This window comes from Paraburkholderia fungorum, from assembly GCF_046027605.1.
GTDB lineage: Bacteria > Pseudomonadota > Gammaproteobacteria > Burkholderiales > Burkholderiaceae > Paraburkholderia > Paraburkholderia fungorum_F.
Genome location: NZ_JAQQEF010000008.1, coordinates 141,539 through 159,017 on the forward strand (window position 1 = coordinate 141,539; position 17,479 = coordinate 159,017).

General features: G+C 64.4%; 15 protein-coding genes. 6 read left to right on the top strand and 9 right to left on the bottom strand.

What is annotated here, in order from left to right:
* Positions 1 to 8 precede the first annotated feature (8 nt).
* Genes PQR53_RS15640 through PQR53_RS15660 form a run of 5 tightly spaced genes read left to right on the top strand, consistent with a single transcriptional unit; the run spans position 9 to position 4,136 of the window.
* On the top strand, positions 9 to 494 hold the full coding sequence (locus PQR53_RS15640; RefSeq protein WP_408455278.1) for a hotdog family protein: 486 nt from the start codon (positions 9 to 11) through the stop codon (positions 492 to 494).
* A complete protein-coding gene (locus PQR53_RS15645) occupies positions 491 to 1,216 on the top strand; it encodes a 3-ketoacyl-ACP reductase FabG2 (RefSeq protein WP_408455281.1) in 726 nt (241 codons plus the stop codon). The genes PQR53_RS15640 and PQR53_RS15645 overlap by 4 nt, the downstream gene beginning before the upstream one ends.
* Complete coding sequence (locus PQR53_RS15650) at positions 1,216 to 2,442, top strand: beta-ketoacyl-ACP synthase (protein WP_408455283.1); 1,227 nt, start codon at positions 1,216 to 1,218, stop codon at positions 2,440 to 2,442. The genes PQR53_RS15645 and PQR53_RS15650 overlap by 1 nt, the downstream gene beginning before the upstream one ends.
* Complete coding sequence (locus tag PQR53_RS15655) at positions 2,439 to 3,683, top strand: beta-ketoacyl synthase N-terminal-like domain-containing protein (protein WP_408455286.1); 1,245 nt, start codon at positions 2,439 to 2,441, stop codon at positions 3,681 to 3,683. Before PQR53_RS15650 ends, PQR53_RS15655 begins: the two co-directional genes overlap by 4 nt.
* Positions 3,684 to 3,692: 9 nt before the next feature.
* Positions 3,693 to 4,136, top strand: a complete 444-nt coding sequence (locus PQR53_RS15660; protein WP_408455289.1) for an excinuclease ABC subunit A — start codon at positions 3,693 to 3,695, stop codon at positions 4,134 to 4,136.
* A 110-nt stretch (positions 4,137 to 4,246) separates the two neighbouring features.
* Here the strand turns inward: PQR53_RS15660 and PQR53_RS15665 are convergent, their stop codons facing one another.
* Entirely contained in the window at positions 4,247 to 4,975 is a 729-nt protein-coding gene (locus PQR53_RS15665; protein WP_408455292.1) for a class I SAM-dependent methyltransferase, read from the bottom strand.
* Between the two features lie 157 nt (positions 4,976 to 5,132).
* Here PQR53_RS15665 and PQR53_RS15670 point away from each other — a divergent pair, with 157 nt between their 5' ends.
* The gene (locus PQR53_RS15670; RefSeq protein ID WP_408455295.1) at positions 5,133 to 6,362 is read left to right on the top strand and encodes an NAD(P)/FAD-dependent oxidoreductase; all 1,230 of its coding nucleotides are present in this window, start codon (positions 5,133 to 5,135) and stop codon (positions 6,360 to 6,362) included.
* 110 nt (positions 6,363 to 6,472) lie between these two features.
* Here the strand turns inward: PQR53_RS15670 and guaD are convergent, their stop codons facing one another.
* The 8 genes from guaD to PQR53_RS15710 all read right to left on the bottom strand — a co-directional run bounded on the left by guaD (position 6,473) and on the right by PQR53_RS15710 (position 17,436).
* Complete coding sequence (gene guaD / locus PQR53_RS15675; RefSeq protein WP_408455298.1) at positions 6,473 to 7,810, bottom strand: guanine deaminase; 1,338 nt, start codon at positions 7,808 to 7,810, stop codon at positions 6,473 to 6,475.
* A gap of 107 nt (positions 7,811 to 7,917) precedes the next feature.
* Positions 7,918 to 8,964, bottom strand: coding sequence for an adenosine deaminase (locus tag PQR53_RS15680; RefSeq protein WP_408455301.1), 1,047 nt, complete (start codon positions 8,962 to 8,964; stop codon positions 7,918 to 7,920).
* 95 nt (positions 8,965 to 9,059) lie between these two features.
* A complete protein-coding gene (gene xdhC, locus PQR53_RS15685) occupies positions 9,060 to 10,073 on the bottom strand; it encodes a xanthine dehydrogenase accessory protein XdhC (protein ID WP_408455304.1) in 1,014 nt (337 codons plus the stop codon).
* A gap of 98 nt (positions 10,074 to 10,171) precedes the next feature.
* The gene (gene xdhB / locus PQR53_RS15690; RefSeq protein WP_408455306.1) at positions 10,172 to 12,601 is read right to left on the bottom strand and encodes a xanthine dehydrogenase molybdopterin binding subunit; all 2,430 of its coding nucleotides are present in this window, start codon (positions 12,599 to 12,601) and stop codon (positions 10,172 to 10,174) included.
* Positions 12,601 to 14,148 carry a xanthine dehydrogenase small subunit gene (gene xdhA / locus PQR53_RS15695; protein ID WP_408455308.1) on the bottom strand — a complete coding sequence of 516 codons (1,548 nt, stop codon included), beginning with the start codon at positions 14,146 to 14,148 and terminating at the stop codon, positions 12,601 to 12,603. Before xdhA ends, xdhB begins: the two co-directional genes overlap by 1 nt.
* Positions 14,149 to 14,508: 360 nt before the next feature.
* Positions 14,509 to 15,018 carry a disulfide bond formation protein B gene (locus PQR53_RS15700; protein ID WP_179733635.1) on the bottom strand — a complete coding sequence of 170 codons (510 nt, stop codon included), beginning with the start codon at positions 15,016 to 15,018 and terminating at the stop codon, positions 14,509 to 14,511.
* Between the two features lie 251 nt (positions 15,019 to 15,269).
* Complete coding sequence (locus PQR53_RS15705) at positions 15,270 to 16,649, bottom strand: amidase (RefSeq protein ID WP_408455311.1); 1,380 nt, start codon at positions 16,647 to 16,649, stop codon at positions 15,270 to 15,272.
* Positions 16,650 to 16,755: 106 nt separating this feature from the next.
* Positions 16,756 to 17,436 carry a GntR family transcriptional regulator gene (locus PQR53_RS15710; RefSeq protein ID WP_323044544.1) on the bottom strand — a complete coding sequence of 227 codons (681 nt, stop codon included), beginning with the start codon at positions 17,434 to 17,436 and terminating at the stop codon, positions 16,756 to 16,758.
* Between the last annotated feature and the right edge of the window lie 43 nt (positions 17,437 to 17,479).

Here is a 17,479-nt window from a genome sequence, read left to right on the forward strand (position 1 = left end):
CGCGCGCGATGACTCATACGCTATCCACCGAGGAACTCGTCCAGCAGCCGATCGAGGCGATCCTCCCGCATCGTGGCACGATGCTGCTGCTCGACGCGGTGAGCACGTTCGACGACACCACACTGAGCGCGCGAGCTACCGTCCACGCCGACGCCTGGTACGCCGACGCCGACGGTGCGATGCCCGCCTGGATCGGTATCGAATTGATGGCGCAGGCGATCGCCGCGCACGTCGCGTTGCTGGCGATGCGCGGCGGTGGCCAGGCGCGTCCCGGTGTGCTGCTCGGCTCGCGCAGCTATCACGCGTTGCAACTGTCGTTTCCACGCGGCGCGCAGTTGCTGATCCACGCAACCGAATTACTGCGCAGCGAAGAAGGCCACGGCGCCTACGAATGCACGATTCACCACGGCGACGTATGTTGCGCCGAGGCGGTCATCAAGGTCTTCCAGCCGCGTGATTTTCAGTCATTCATCGAAGGGAGTTTCAGTTCATGAGCCGGCGTGTTCTCGTTACCGGCGCAAGCCGCGGCATTGGCCGCGCGATTGCGTACCAGTTGGCCGCTGACGGCTTCACGGTGTCCGTGCATTGCCGCACGGGCCGCACCGAGGCTGAAGCCGTCGCCACAGGTATCGCCGCGCAAGGCGGCACGGCACGCGTGCTGCAGTTCGACGTGCGCGAGCGCGCCGTGTGCCGCGAAGTGCTCGAAGCGGATGTCGCGGCGCACGGGCCGTACTACGGCATCGTGTGCAGCGCGGGCGTAACGCGCGACGCCGCATTCCCCGCGCTCACCGAGGAAGATTGGGACATCGTGATCGAAACCGGTCTCGATTCGTTCTACAACGTCGTCCATCCATTGACCATGCCGATGGTGCGCGCGAAGAAGGGCGGGCGCATCGTCACGATCGCGTCGGTCTCCGGGGTGATGGGCAATCGCGGCCAGGTCAACTACAGCGCGGCGAAGGCTGGGCTGATCGGCGCCTCCAAGGCGCTCGCCGTCGAACTGGCGACGCGCAACATCACCGTCAATTGCGTGGCGCCGGGTTTGATCGAAACCGGCATGCTCAACGACATGCCGCTCGAGCACGCATTGAAGACGGTGCCGATGAACCGCGTCGGCCAGCCTGCCGAAGTGGCGTCTGTGGTCAGCTTCCTGATGTCGGATGCGGCCTCGTACGTCACGCGTCAGGTGATCGGCGTCAATGGTGGGATGGTGTGATGAAACGCGTCGTCATTACCGGCATGGGAGGCGTCACCGCGTTCGGTGACGACTGGGACGCAATCGAAGCACGCCTGAAGAGCGGCGTGAACGCGGTGCGCCGGATGTCCGAATGGGATTACTTCGAGTCGCTGCATACGCGGCTCGCGTGTCCGTTGCCGGGATTCACGATGCCCGCGCATTACCCGCGCAAGAAAACCCGCTCGATGGGACCCGTGTCGATGTATTCGGTGCGCGCGAGCGAACTGGCGCTCGCCGATGCGGGCCTTGCCGACGACGCCAGCATCAAGGACGGCCGTATGGGCGTCGCCTACGGTTCGTCATCGGGCTCGGTGCAGCCGATTCGCGCATTCGGCACGATGCTCGAAACCGGCTCGATGAGCGACGTCACGTCGAACAGTTACGTGCAGATGATGCCGCACACCACGGCGGTCAACGTCAGCCTGTTCTGGGATCTGAAAGGGCGCATCATCCCGACCTCGTGCGCGTGCGCATCGGGCAGCCAGGCGATCGGCTACGCGTATGAGGCGATCCAGACCGGCAAGCAGACGCTGATGCTGGCGGGCGGGGCGGAAGAAATGTCGGGCCCGGCGGTCGCCGTGTTCGACACGCTGTACGCGACCAGCACCCGCAACGACGAGCCGCATCTGACGCCGCGTCCATTCGACGCCGCGCGCGACGGCCTCGTGGTCGGCGAAGGCGCGGCTACGCTTGTGCTTGAAGAATACGAACACGCGGTGGCGCGCGGCGCGCGGATTCATGCGGAGATCGTCGGCTTCGGCTGCAATTCGGACGGCGCGCACATGACCCAGCCGACCGCCGAAACCATGGCGCTGGCAATGCAGCTCGCTTTGGCCGACGCGCAACTGCCGCCCGCAGCGATCGCCTACGTGAACGCGCATGGCACTTCCACGGACCGTGGCGACATCGCCGAAAGCCATGCGACCGCGCAGACCTTCGGCGCGCGCATGCCGATCAGTTCGCTCAAGAGCTACGTCGGCCACACGCTGGGTGCGTGCGGTGCGCTCGAAGCGTGGTGGACCATCGAGATGATGAAGCGCAACTGGTACGCGCCGACCCTGAATCTGGAGAACGTCGATCCGGCCTGCGCGTCACTCGATTACATCATGGGCGCAGGCCGTGAGATCGATGCCGAACATGTCATGAGCAACAACTTCGCATTCGGCGGCATCAATACGTCGCTGATTTTCAGGCGCGTTCGATGAGCATGGCACTGCAACGTGTGGTTGTCACCGGCATGGGAATCGTGTCGTGTCTCGGCAATACGCTCGACGAAGTGGCCGCCGCGTTGCGCGCGGGCCGCTCGCGCATCGAGCGGATCGACGCGTGGCGTGAGCGTGGCTTCGGATCGCAGGTGGCGGGCGTCGCGTCGGTTGCAGAGGAGCCGCCGTTCGATCGCAAGCTCGAACGCTTCATGGGCGACACCGCGCGCTTTGCGTGCCACGCCGCGAAGAAAGCGATCGACGATGCCGGCCTCAGTCCCGTCATGTTGCGTTCACCGCAGGCCGGTACGGTGATCGGCTCGGGCGTCGGCACGATGTCGACTTACGACGTCGCAATGTCGATTGCGAATGCCCGTGGCGTTGATAAAGTGCCGCCGTACACGGTGCCGCATGCAATGAGCAGCACCGCGTCGGCCAACGTCGCGCAGGTGTTCGGACTCGAAGGCGTGAGCTATTCGCCGTCGTCGGCGTGCACGACGTCGGCGCTGGCCATCGGCCAGGCAATGCAGCTGATTCAGACCGGCCGCCAGCAGATCGTCCTGGCCGGGGGCAGCGAGTCGCTGCACGACAACATGACGCTAATGTTCGACTCGATGGGGGCGCTGTCGCGCGGTTTCAACGACACGCCGCAGCACGCGTCGCGTCCCTACGATACGGCGCGCGACGGCTTCGTGATTGCCTCGGGCGGCGGCGTGCTGGTGCTCGAATCGCTCGATCATGCGGTGGCGCGGGGGGCCCGCATTTACGCCGAACTGATCGGTTTCGGCGACTGCACGGACAGCGCGGGCATGGTGACGCCGCGCGCGGCGGGCATCGCGCGGGCGATGCGCGGCGCGCTGGGCGAAGCGGGCAGGCGGCCGGACTATATCAACACCCACGCACCGTCGACACCGCTTGGCGATGTCGAGGAGTTGCGTGCTTTAGTCGATGTATTTGGCGGCGAAATCCCCGCGTTCTCGTCGACCAAAGGCATGACCGGGCATCCGCTGGGCGCTTGTGGCGCGCACGAGGCGATCTACACGTTGCTGATGATGCGCGACGGTTTTATCGCGGGCACGGCGCAGATCGGAACGGCGGAGCCGGCCATCGACGGCATGCCGCTCGTGCGCGCAACGCGGGATGCGCGCATCGACACGGCAATGTCGATTTCATACGGGTTCGGCGGCAGTTGCGCGAGCCTGATGTTTGGATCTAGAACCCACCAGAGCAACAAAAACCACTAAGGAGCTTCTATGAAACGCAATGTTCTGTTTGCCGCACTGTTCGCTTCGCTCGCCACGCTGAGCGCTACGCAAGCTTTCGCCCGCGACACGGTCGCCAACTATCCGATCGATGCTGCACTCCAAAGCGAACCGGGCAAGGTCAGTGACGACGTCAGGCTGTATTTCGCGGGCCAGTCGCATCCGGCTGTGCAGAAGACGATGGGCAATTTCGCGACCAACAAGAAAACCAACGCCTTCGGCAAGAGCGACCTGCAAGCGTGCCAGCACGTGTTCCTGTCGGCTGTGATCGAATTGCAGGACCGCGCGCGCAAGGAAGGCGGCAACGCGGTGATCAACATCAAGAGCAACTACAAGAACGAAGTGCGTGAGAGCGCGACGGAGTTCACGTGCGGTGCGGGTGCGGTGGTTGCCGGTGTGGCGTTGACGGGCGACGTGGTGACGCTGCGCAAGTAAGTGCGCACGCGGTTCACGCGAATGAGCACGCAAATAAGCATCCAGATAAGTACTCAACCAGGCACGCGTTGATGCAACGAGGCGGCGGTGCGCCACCGCCTCGGCAAGAATCAGTCGGCCTTGAGCGCCGCGACATTGACCAGCGTTTCACGACGCTTGCCAGGTTGTGGACGGTACAGGCCGATGCGTTCGAGCAAGCCGAAATCTTTCGCGCGGCTCCACCAGAGATACGGCAGCGAGACGTTGCGCTGATCGAAGCGGAAACCGCCGCGGCGGATCATGTCGAGATAGCCGTCGGCGCTTTTCTGCACGTGCATGGGATGACGGAACAGCAGGCGGATCACCCACGATTTGATGTACGCGTCGGTGGATTCGGCGAACAGCAGGATGCCGCCCGGTTTGAGCACGCGGCGAAACTCGGCGAGCGCGCGGTCCTGCTCGACGAGATGGTGGAAGGTTTGATGGCAGAACACGATGTCGGCGCTGGCATCGGGCAACGGCAATTGCGCGCAATCGCCGTGCAGCACTTCGATATCGGCGAGCTTGTCACGGCACGCGCTGGCTGCATGGGCGGCGAGCGTTAGTGACGGTTCGTGAAAATCGACGCCGATAATGCGGCGCGGCTTGAACGCTTCGGCGAGCAGGTGGAACGAGATGCCTTGTCCGCAGCCGACGTCGACAATGACCGGCGCGGCAGGCAGGGGCTCGTCGATCAGGCGTTTGAGGTCGTTGATCGCGACCCGTAGAACATGATGTTCCCACGTGTGGGTACGCAGGAACCAGATCCCGAAGGCCGTTTCCGGCACGAAAGGCACACTGGATGTTTCGGATGGCGACACGCTGGGCTCCCGTCGGAAGATCGCTCTTGCTGGGTTTTATAGCGGGGTGTTCGTGCTGATTTCCGCGTAATTGTAACGAGAAGTAAGGATGCAGCCTAACGCTGTTCCGAGCAAGCAAACGATTGAGGCAACCTTGATTACACATTCGTCAAAGCGCATGACCGTCGACGTAGCGATCATCGGCGCGGGTCCGGCAGGAGCCGTCGCGGCGGCGCTCTTGCGCCGGGCGGGCCGCTCGGTGCTGGTGCTGGAGCGCCAACATTTTCCGCGCTTCTCGATCGGCGAGAGTCTGCTGCCGCAGAGCATGGCCTACCTCGAAGAGGCCGGCATGCTGCAGGCCGTGGTCGAAGCCGGTTTCCAGTACAAGAACGGCGCCCATTTCATTCACCGCGGCCAGTCGTCGGCGTTCGACTTCCGCGACAAGCATTCTCCGGGTTGGGGCACCACGTATCAGGTCGAGCGCGCGGTGTTCGACGATATTCTGATTCGCTGCGCGGCGCAGCAGGGCGCCGAGGTGCGCTTCGGTCACGCGGTCCGCGCGATGCATCCGGGTGAAAATGGTAGTAAGCCGGTGCTCGAGGTGATCGATGAAGCGGACCACGCATACGAAGTGGAGGCGCATTTCGTGTTCGACGCGAGCGGCTTCGGCCGCGTGCTGCCGCGCTTGCTGAACCTCGAAGCGCCGACCCGTATGCCGACTCGCGCGGCGATCTTTTCGCACGTGCAGGACGGCATTCCGGCCGGCACGACCGACCGCAACAAGATCTGTGTGGCAACGCATCCGGAACGCCGCGATGTGTGGTTCTGGATGATTCCGTTGGCGGGCGGCCGGTCGTCGGTGGGTTGCGTCGCCGAGGCCAGTTTTCTCGAGGTGCCGGAGAGCGAGCGCGAGGCGAAATTGCGCATGCTGATCCAGCAGGAGCCGTCGCTCGGACCGTTGATCGGCAATGCGCCGTTCCTGATGCCGGTGCGTCACATCGGCGGCTACGCGGCGAACGTGGAGCGTTTGCATGGACCGGGCTATGCGTTGCTCGGCAATGCGGGCGAATTTCTCGATCCGGTGTTCTCGTCCGGCGTAACGATTGCATTGCGTTCCGCGCATCTCGCCGTGCAGACCTTGAACCGGCAACTGGACGGCGAGCAGGTCGACTGGTCGGCCGCTTACGACGTGCCGTTGCGCAAGGGAATCGATACGTTCCGCGCTTTTGTCGAGCGCTGGTACACGGGTGAACTGCAGGACATCATTTTTTATCCGCACCAGACGCCGTCGATCCGTCGCATGATAAGCGCGGTGTTGGCGGGTTATGCGTGGGATGAGTCGAATCCGTATGTTGCCGATCCGGTGCGGCGGCTGAATGCTTTGCACGAAGTGTGCACACAGCTTTGACCGGCGCATTGCACGGCATGGGCAAATGAAAACGGCGCTTCCTGCGGGAAGCGCCGTTTTTTAGTTCAACCGCCTGAATCCACTCGGCTGTCAGCTGGCCGATCCGAGCATCAAGCCGCGATCTTCGCCGTTCGCGGCGCATGCTGACGCACATCGTCGCGACGATGCACGCGCTTGCCCGCGGCATAGGTTTCGTAGATCGCGCGATCGTCGCCGAGCAGCGCGAACGCGAACAGCAGTTCTTCGAGCGACTCGGTGCGCGCGGTACGGCGCGCGAGCAGCGGCGTGGCTTGTGGATCGAGCACGACGAAGTCGGCTTCCGACGTCGGCTTCAGCGTGCCGACCTTGTCGGCCAGATCGAGCGCTTCGGCGGCGCCGGCAGTGGCGAGATAGAACATGCGCGTGGCCGTCAGATGGTGGCCGCTCAGACGCGCGACCTTATGGGCTTCGTTCATGGTTTGCAGCATCGAGAACGAGGTGCCGCCCCCCACATCGGTGGCCAGCGCGATCGGCATACCGGCTTCGTCGGCCTTGTCGAAATCGAACAGGCCGCTGCCGAGGAACAGATTCGAGGTAGGACAGTGCGAGGCGACCGTGCCGGTTTGCGCCATGCGCTTGCGGTCTTCCTCGTCGAGATAGATGCAATGGCCGTACACCGCGCGGCGGCGCAGCAGACCATAGTGATCGTAAATGTCCAGATAGCTGCGGTGGCCCGGGAACAGATCGGCGACCCATTTCACTTCGTCGGTGTTCTCGGCGACGTGGCTCTGGATGAAGATGTCCGGATGCTTGCCCGCCAACTCGCCACACGCTTCGAGTTGCGCTTCGGTCGAGGTCGGCGCGAAACGCGGCGTGAGCGCGTACATCTGGCGGCCGCGATTGTGCCAGCGGCCGATCAGCTCGGCGCTGTCGTCGTAACCCGATTGCGCGGTGTCGCGCAGGAACTCGGGGCAGTTGCGGTCCATCAGCACCTTGCCGGCCACCATGCGCAGATTGCGCGCTTCGCTCTCGGCGAAGAGCGCGTCCGCCGATTCCTTATGGACCGTGCAATACACGAGCGCGGTGGTCGTGCCGCAAGCCAGCAGTTCTTCGACGAAAAAGCTCGCCGTGTCGCGCGCGTACGCCGGATCGGTGAAGCGGCGCTCGGTCGGAAACGTGTACTCATTGAGCCACGGCAACAAACCCGGCGCCGGCGACGCGATCATGTCGGTCTGCGGATAGTGAATGTGCGTATCGATGAAACCCGGCACGATCAGCTTGTCGCGCATCTCCTGCACCTGGGTGCCCGGTGTGAGTTGCGACGCGAGCGCGGCATATGCGCCCGCCGCGACGACATGGCCGTCTTCGACGATCAGCAAGCCGTCCTCATTGAAGACCGCCGCGTTGGACGATTGCGCGGGATCGCCGTTGAAGGTCAGCAGTTGTGCGCGGTAAGCCGATTGAGTCATGGGTGAAACCGTCTCCGTATTTGTGAGGAGCTAAACAGCGCAGACGGCGGCTTGATGCTGGTTCTGCAATGAACCCATGCCGCCACCGGCTGCTCTTCATGGGCCCGTCAGTGCGGGCCGCTTTGATGCCAGTGCGCGTCGAGCTTCGCGATCAGTTCGCCGCGCTGTTCAGGCGTGACGAACGACGCTTCGAAGCTGTTGCGGATGATCGTGTAGACCTCGGCATCGTTGAGCTTCAACGCGTCGATGGTGGCGAAATAATTGGCGTTCACGTAGCCGCCGAAATAAGCCGGATCGTCGGAGTTCACCGTGACGGCGACGCCGCGATCGAGCAGGTCCTTCAGCGTGTGTTTGGTCAGGTCGTCGAACACGCAGAGCTTGAGGTTCGACAGCGGGCACACGGTCAGCGCGACGCGCGAATCGGCCAGACGCGTGACGAGCGCCGGATCTTCGATGCTGCGCACGCCATGGTCGACGCGGTCCACTTTCAGCAGATCGAGCGCTTCGTAGATATACGACGGCGGGCCTTCTTCGCCGGCATGCGCAACCAGCTTCAGACCGAGCGCGCGTGCCTGAGCGAAGACGCGTTCGAACTTCGACGGCGGGTGCCCGCGTTCCGACGAATCCAGCCCGACGCCGATCAGGCGATGCTTGTATTGCTCGAACAATGGCCGCGCTTCTTCAAACGTGGCGAGCGCATCTTCTTCGGACAGATGGCGCAGGAAACACAGTATCAGCTTGCTCGTCATGCCGTGCTGTTCCGCGTCGGCGAGCGCGCGTTCGATACCGGCCACCACGGTTGCGATCGGCACGCCGCGCTCCGTATGCGTCTGCGGATCGAAGAAGATTTCGCTGTGAATCACATTGTCGGCGAGACAGCGTTCGACATACGCCGTCGTCATGTCGTAGAAGTCCTGCTCGTGCAGCAGCACGCTCGCGCCGGCGTAATAGATGTCGAGGAACGATTGCAGATCGGTGAACGCGTACGCGGCGCGCAAGGCTTCGATCGACTCGTAGGCGAGCTTCACGCCGTTGCGTTCGGCGAGCGCGAAGATCAGCTCAGGTTCGAGTGAGCCTTCGATATGGATGTGCAGCTCGGCCTTCGGTGCGCGAGCCGTTTTCTCTAGCAGTGGGGTAGCGGTCGTTGTATTCATGGTCGGTCAGAAGTTCGTTGGAGTCGTTTCGCGCCGGATGCGGAGTGCGGGACAGGGTGCAATCGCGTTAGAACGGCAGGTCGATTGTGCGGCAATCAGACTGTCTGCGCCGCGTGCGCGCCCGCATTCGCCTCCACGGCCTGCAACACCTGGGCGGCCGCCGAGATCGCGATGATCTCCGGCGACTTGTCGACGATCCCGTCGACGCCGAGCGGGCACTTCATCCGCGCAATCTGCGACGGATCGATACCGCGCGCGGCCAGCCGATGTTCGAACTGCTTGCGCTTGCTGTGCGAGCCGATCATGCCGAAGAAAGCGAAATCGCCACGCCGCAGAATGCGCTCGGCCAACTCGAGATCGAGCGCATGGTTGTGCGTCATCACGATGAAGTACGTGTGCGGCGCGGCCTGGTCGATGGCTTCGTCGGGCGCGTCGTTCGGATCGATCTTCACGTTCGGCGCATGCAGCGTTTCCACCGGGGGAAACTGCGCGTCGCGTTCGTCGACCCAGCGTACCGTGCAAGGCAGCGTGGCGAGCACGCGAACCAGCGCCGCGCCCACGTGCCCTGCGCCGAACAGCACGACCCGGAAGTCGCCTGGCGCGATGGTTTCGGTGAGCAGCGCGCCGCTGTCGTCGAAACCGGCGCCGTCCCACAGCAGGCAGTCGGAGGCATCGACACCCGGTTCGGGGTCGGACAGCATCACCGCATCCGGTGCGGGGCCGAATGATACGCTACGCACCGTCGATTGGCCCGCGGTCACGCGTTTCGCCAGCGACGTGATCCAGCCGAGGTCGCCGATGTCGAGGCGCTCGAAGGCAAGAATCACCGCGCCGCCGCAGCATTGGCCGAGGCTGGGCCCGAGCGCGAAACGTTCGAGGCGGCGCATATGCGGCGAGCGCATGCCGTCGCGCAGCACCTGGCGTGCGGTCTCGATGGCTTTCCATTCGAGGTGCCCGCCGCCAATCGTGTGCTTGGCCGAATCGCGCGTGACGATCATCTTGGTGCCGGCCTCGCGGGGCGCCGAACCTTCGACGCGCGCGACCGTCACCAGCACGGCGGCGTCGCCGTGCGCGAGCAGTTGTTGCAGGTCAGGTAGCCAGGCTTGCATCCGGCGGTTCTCCATACGTCGCCGCGCGGGGTGTCCGTGCGGCCGGTTGAATGTGGCGGGACGCGTTCGTGTCGCGTCGGGCCTTTGCTTGATTTTGCTTACGTGGTTGCGGTTGTGATCGTGGTTACCGCTTGAGTCAATTGTTCCATTGCGTGTTCCGTGGCCGTCACCTGCGATTGCAACGCGTCGAGCGCATCGAGAATCGCCTCGGGCGTCGCCGGCGCGCGCAACGGGGGCGCATTGCTCGCGCCCGGCACCGCAGCCGCGACCGCGTCACGAATCGCGAGGAACACCGAGAACGGCAGCAGCAGCGGCGGCTCGCCCACGGCCTTCGAATGGAACACGGTCGGCTCGGCGTTCTGGTTCTGATAGAGCTGAACATGGAACGCCGCGGGCGTATCGCTTACGGCGGGAATCTTGTACGTCGACGGCGCGTGCGTCATCAGGCGGCCATCGCGGTTCCACCACAATTCTTCGGTGGTGAGCCAGCCCATCCCTTGGATGAAGCCGCCTTCCACCTGGCCGATATCGATCGCCGGATTGATCGATTGACCGGCGTCGTGCAACACGTCCGCGCGCACCAGTTTCCATTCGCCGGTCAGTGTGTCGATCACCACTTCCGATACTGCCGCGCCGTACGCAAAGTAGTAAAACGGGTGACCCGTCAGCGTTTTCGCATCCCAATGCACTTTGGGCGTCGTATAGAAACCATCCGACCACAACTGCACGCGGGCCAGATATGCTGCGCCGACCAGTTGCGCGAACGGCATCGCACCACCGTTCACCGACACTTCACCATGGGTGAATTCCACCGCGCCGGCGGTGCCGCCGAGTTGCTTTGCGGCCAGTTCGGCGAGCCTGTCGCGAATGGTCCGCGCGGCGGCTTCCGCAGCTTTGCCGTTCAGGTCGCTGCCGGTGGAGGCGGCGGTCGCCGAGGTGTTGGCGATCTTCGACGTGTCGGTCGCCGTGACGCGCACGCGCGAAAGCGGCAAGCCGAACTGGTTCGCGACGACTTGCGCGACCTTCGTGTTGAGCCCTTGGCCCATTTCGGTGCCACCATGATTGACGAGCACCGAACCGTCTTTATACACATGCACCAGCGCGCCGGCCTGATTCAGGAACGGCACGTTGAACGAGATCCCGAACTTCACCGGCGAGAACGCGAGGCCGCGTTTGAGCACCGGACTTTTCGCATTGAACGCGGCGATCGCTTCGCGGCGCGCGCGGTAGTCGCTGGATTTCAACAGCTCGTCGGTGAGCGGCGCGATGATGTTGTCTTCGACGCGTTGTCCGTACGGCGTCGTGTCGCGCTCGCCGATACCGTAGTAATTCGCGAGCCGCACGTCGAGTGGATCGCAGTTCAATTGACGCGCGATGCTGTCGAGCATCACTTCCATCACCAGCGCGCCTTGTGGGCCGCCGAAACCTCGGAACGCGGTGTTCGATTGCGTGTTCGTCTTGCAGCACAGCGCGACGATGTCGACGTCGGACAGGTAGTACGCGTTGTCGAAGTGGCACACGGCACGGGTCGCGACCGCGCCCGACAGGTCGGCGGAATAACCGGCGCGCAAGGCGATTTCCACGCGCGCGCCGAGGATGCGGCCGCTGTCGTCGAAGCCTGCTTCGTACTCGTAGACCGCGTCGTGGCGCTTGCCTGTGATCATGAAATCGTCGTCACGATCAGCGCGTAGTTTGACCGGGCGGCGCAGCAGTTTCGCCGCCAACGACGCCACGCATGCAAACACCGCCGATTGCGATTCCTTGCCGCCGAATCCGCCACCCATGCGCCGGCATTCACACACGACGCTATGCGCCGGCCAGCCGAGCATATGCGCGACCACCTGCTGCATTTCGCTCGGATGCTGCGTCGAACTGTAGACCAGCATGCCGTCCATTTCCTTCGGCACGGCATACGCGATCTGGCCTTCGAGATAAAACTGTTCCTGGCCGCCCACTTCGAACGTGCCGCGGATTTTATGCGGCGCGGCGGCGATCTTCGCGTCCGGCTCGCCGCGTTTCAGATGCAGCGGCGGCAGGACGAACTGCTTGTTGGCCTTCGCTTCGGTTGGCGTGAGGATGACGTTGAGCGGCTCGTATCGCACGACGTCGTCGCTCCTCGCCAGCGCGGCGGCGCGGCGCGCGAGCTCGTGACTTTCGGCGATCACCGCGAACACCGGTTGGCCGAGGTACAGCACTTCGTCTACCGCGAAAATCGGATCGTCATGCAGCACGGGGCCGCAATTGTTCTCGCCGGGGATATCTTCAGCGGTCAGTACCGCGATCACGCCGGGCGCTTTTCTGACAGCATCCAGATCGATCGACACGATGCGGGCATGCGCATGGCGCGACAAGCCGAGCGCCGCGTGCAGCGTGCCTTGCGATTCGGGGACGTCGTCGGTGTAAGTGGCTTCGCCGCTCACGTGCAGCGTGGCGGATTCGTGCGGCAACGACACGCCGATGGCCGTCTCGTTCTCCTGAACGGCGGCGTGCTGCGCGGCATGTTCGACGAAAGCATCGGTCCGGTTCATCACGACGACTCCTTTGCAACGGCTGCGTCCGGCGCACCGGCTTCGTACGCGAACGCATTCACGTCGAAGAGGGCGAGCGGCGCGTCATCGCGCGTTTCGAGGTGGAAGCGCCACAGCAGGTTGCGCGCCACCTTCAGTCGATAGGCGCTCGAGGCGCGCATGTCGGTGAGCGGCTGGAAATCGGCGACGACTGCGTTCATCGCTTGCCGCGCGGTGCTTTCGTTCCATATTGCGCCGTTCAGCACGGCCTCGGTTTGCGCGGCGCGTTTGGGCGTCGCGGCCATGCCGCCGAAGGCAATGCGGGCTTCCCTGATCGCCCCGTTTTCACCGATGTGCAGCGCGAACGCGGCGCACACAGCGGAGATGTCCTGATCGTAGCGCTTCGACACCTTGTACGTGCGAAAGCGCAGATCGCGCGCCGGACGCGGCACGCGCAGCGCCGCGACGAATTCGCCCGCCGCGAGGGCGGTTTTCTGATAGCCGAGGTAGAAGGCGTCGAGCTTCAGGGTGCGGGTTTTCGGACCGTGGCGCAGCACGACTTCGGCGCCGAGCGCGAGCAACGCGGGCATCGAATCGCCGATCGGCGAGCCATTCGCGACGTTGCCGCCAAGCGTGCCGGCATTGCGGATCGGCAGCGACGCGAAGCGCGTCCACAACTCCGCCAGTTCCGGGTAGTCGACGGCGAGTGCCGCGTACGCGTCTTCGAGCGTGACGGCGGCGCCGATTGTCAGCGTCTGCGCATCGCGCTCGATCGTCTTCAATTCGGCGACGTTGCCGATGTACAGAATGTCGCCGAGATCGCGGAACTGCTTGGTGACCCACAGGCCGACGTCGGTGCTGCCCGCCAGCAGGCGCGCGTGCGGATGCTCGGTGCGCAGTCTGGCGAACGCGTCGAGCGTGATCGGGGCATGGAAGGTGGGCGAGCCGAAGGCGGCGCCGCGCGTGTCGGGCGCGCTGTATGCGAAGGTCTCGCGACGCTGGATCTCCCGCAGCTTGCCGGCGACCGCCTTGCGGTCCAGCGTTACGCGCGGGTATTGCGGGTAGTCGAACATTTTCTGCGACGCCTCGACAATCGGCCGGTAGCCGGTGCAGCGGCACAAATTGCCGGACAGCGCGGCGTTGATTTCGTCGCGGGTGGGCAGGCCGGCGGCGGCCGGCTGGTTTTCGTACAGCGCCCACATCGACATCACGAAGCCGGGCGTGCAGAAACCGCATTGCGAGCCATGGCAATCGACCATGGCCTGTTGCACGGGATGCAAGGCGCCGTCGGCGGCGCGCAGGTCTTCGACTGTGAAGAGGGCTTTGCCGTCCAGCGTCGGCAGGAACTGGATACAGGCGTTGACCGCTTTCAGCGCGAGTCCGCCTTGCGCATCCAGCTCGCCGATGACCACTGTGCAGGCGCCGCAGTCGCCTTCCGCGCAGCCTTCCTTGGTGCCCGTGCAATGCAAATCCTCGCGCAGGTGCTGAAGCACGGTGCGCGCCGCCGGGACGCCCGCGACCTCACGGACGGACCCCTGGTGATAAAAGCGGATGGTTTGCGTTGTCATGGCGAATCCGAAAGACAGTGCGGACCGGGCGCGCGTTACGCATGGGGTCGCGCCGAAGCCGGCCTCGCGCACGTAGATCGCCATCCAGTTCCGAAGATAGCATTACCTTGTCCCGAAAAGATTTCCCAACTCGCATGAAGCTTATTCGGACGCGGTGATGTGATAAGTACGATTCGCGCCGTGCCGGGAAGTTGCGTGAGGCGGGTGGATTGGGGGAAACCAGGCGTGGCGGGGCACCCGAGGTCGGACGGGAGAGCCGGCGCCGGCCGGAACCGATATGAAAAACGCCGGCTTCGAACCGCCGTAAAAGACGGTGCAAAGGCCGGCGCGAAGCGGGTTATTTCAAGCGGAATGGCGCGATCAGGCGAACCGGCGGCGATTCTTAATCAGGCTCAACGCCAGCGGCACGAAAGCCACGACGAAAGCCACCAGCGACCAGGTGGGCAGCGACAGCCCCAGAATCGGCGGATAGGCCGTTTCGCAGAGGCCGGCGACCTTGAAAACGCCCGGCAGCCAGTGCGCGGGCGGCAAGCTGTCCACCACGGGCTGCAGCGCGTCGAAACCGCAGCTGAAGCCGGGATTCGCCTGAACATACACGTGCCGAGCGGCGGTCACGATGCCGCCCAAGGCCGACAGGGCGGCCAGCACTTCCAGCAGCCGCACGCCACGCCAACTGTTGAAACGCGCGCCGAGGAACGCAAAAATCGCGATCAGCAGGAAGAAATAGCGCTGAATGATGCACAACGGGCATGGGTCTTCGTGCAACCCGTATTGCAGATACAGCGCGCCGGCGACGAGGCCGACGCAGATCAGGCCAAGCAGAACCAGCAGGGAGCGCTCGCGGCGCAGCATCGCATTGTCGTTATTCATGGATCGTGTGGCGGTCTGGAAACAGAAAGGGCGGGTGCTCGCGATTCTAGCGCGAACCTCCGTCCCGGCGCTTATCGCGCTTTTAAGTCGCAAGCATGGTCAGCTATTGCCTGGTTGACGTGTGCCTGTGGCTTGGTTGCCGCATAGTTATCACCTGGTTGCCGGCCGCTTGCCGTGTGGTTGCCGCTGATTGCCACCTAGTCGCCGCTCATGTGCCGATCAGTTCGCCACCCCGCCACCCTCGTTCCCGGTCAGCGAATCGCGTTGAGCACCGCTTCGGCGGCGCGGCCGATTGCCAGCAAGGCGTCGTCGGCGTGCGGCGCGCCTGCCAGCATCAGGCCGACCGGCGCGTCGCCGCGCAAATGGCAAGGCAGCGACAGCGCGCAGGTGTCGAGGAAGTTGAATGCGCTGGGATTGCGCAGGATCAATGCGTTGGTGCGGCCAAACGCGTCGTCGTCATCGGTCAGATCGGCCACGCGCGGCGGCACGACCGGCACGGTCGGCGCGACCACCACGTCGAACCGCTGCCACAGCGTGCGCGCGGCTTCGTCAAGCATGGCCTGGCGTTCGGCGACCAGGTCCAGATAGTCGGCGGCGCTGGCGGGTTGGCCTTTCAGGATGCGCACCAGCACGCGCGGATCGTACTGCTCGCGGTGCTTCTCCAGCAGCGGACGGTGCCATGCATACGCTTCGATCGGCGAAAAGCCGAAGCGGTTGATCTCGGGCAAACGGTCGAGCGGCGCGAAACGCACCTCGCTGACGATCGCGCCGGCTGCTTCGAGGTGCTTGAGCGCGGTGTCGATCGCGGCGGCGACCGCCGGTTCGACGCCGTCGGTCACGAAATTGGTCAATACGCCAAGGCGCACGCCTTCGAGCGGCCGGGTCGCCGGAATGCGCGGCTCGAGCCCGGCCAGCATGCGGTCGACCAGCGCACAGCACGCCACCGAGACGCCGATCGGTCCGAACGAGTCGAGCGTCGAAGAAAGCGGTATGCCGCCTTGCTTCGGAATGCGATCCGCGGTCGGCTTGAAACCGGTCAGGCCGCACAGCGCCGCCGGAATGCGGATCGAACCGCCGGTGTCGGTGCCGAGCGCGATGGCCGCCATGCCGTCCGCGACCGATACCCCGGCCCCCGACGACGAACCGCCCGAAATCCGCTCGTCGCCTTTCACGCCACGCCGATACGGCGACAGCGGATTTCCGTAGTGCGGGTTCAGCCCCAGTCCGGAAAACGCGAACTCGCTCATATTGGTGCGCCCGACGATCACCGCGCCCGCCCGTTTCAGGCGCGCGACCGCGACCGCGTCGGCCTTGGCGGGCGGCGCGTCGGCCAGCACCACGGAACCGGCGCGCGTCGGCTGGCCTTCGATATCGAACAGATCCTTGACCGACACCGGAATCCCGGCGAGCGGTGAGAGCACGGTGCCGGCGGCGCGCAGGCGGTCGTGCGCATCGGCGGCGGCGCGCGCGCTGTCGGCGTCGACGTGCATGAAGGCGACCGCCCCCTGGCCGGCCGGATCGGCAATCCGGTCGAGCGCGGTTTCGACGAGCGCGCGGCTCGTGGTGCGGCCGGTGGCGAGGTCGGCGGCTAGCTGGGCCAGCGGCGGGAAGGGCGTGAATTCAGTGGCCATGGTGTCGGGGGAATCCGGTTAGATGCGCGGTTAGCTTGAGATCACTGTGTGGCGGGTGTCCGCCGGCTGGGCCGGCGGGTCCGCGTTCAGGGTCGGTCAGATGCGGTCAGATGCGATTGAATAAGGTCGCGCGGAACGCTTCGATATGCTTTTGCACCGATTGCCGGGCGCCTTCGGCATCGCGTTCGCGCAGCAGGCGAAACAGCTCCAGATGTTCTTCGTGCACGTCTTCGAGATGATGCGGCTCGGACAGCGAAATGAACCAGAAGCGCAGCGAGCGCTCATGCAGCCCGCGCAGAATGTCGGCCAGCACCGGATTGCGCGACGCCGCCGAAATTGCCAGATGAAACTCGCGGTCGATATCCATCATGCCTTCGATATCGTGCGCGGCCGCGCATACCGACGAGCGGTCCAGCAGGGCCTGCATCGCGTCGAAATCGTGTTGCTGCGCGTGGCGCGCGGCCAGCTCGACGCAGTAGCTTTCGTTGACGAGCCGCACGTCGATGATCGCCAGCACATCGTCGAGCGAAACCGGGCGAACCATGATGCCCTTTCTCGGCATGATGGTCAGCATGCCTTCGTGCACCAGCCGGTGCAGCGCCTGATGCACCGGCGTTCTGCCGATGCCGGTCAGCACCATCAATTCCGCTTCGTTGAGCACTTCGCTGGGACGCAAGCGCATCGTGATGATCTCGCGCTTGACGAACGCATAGGCTTGTTCGGCGAGACTCGCCGTGGCGGTCTCGCGAGGGGCACTGGAACGGCGGGCAGTCTGCAAAAGCGTCATGTGAAGAGGAAGCGGGCGGTGTCGTCCGCATTGTAGAGCAAGG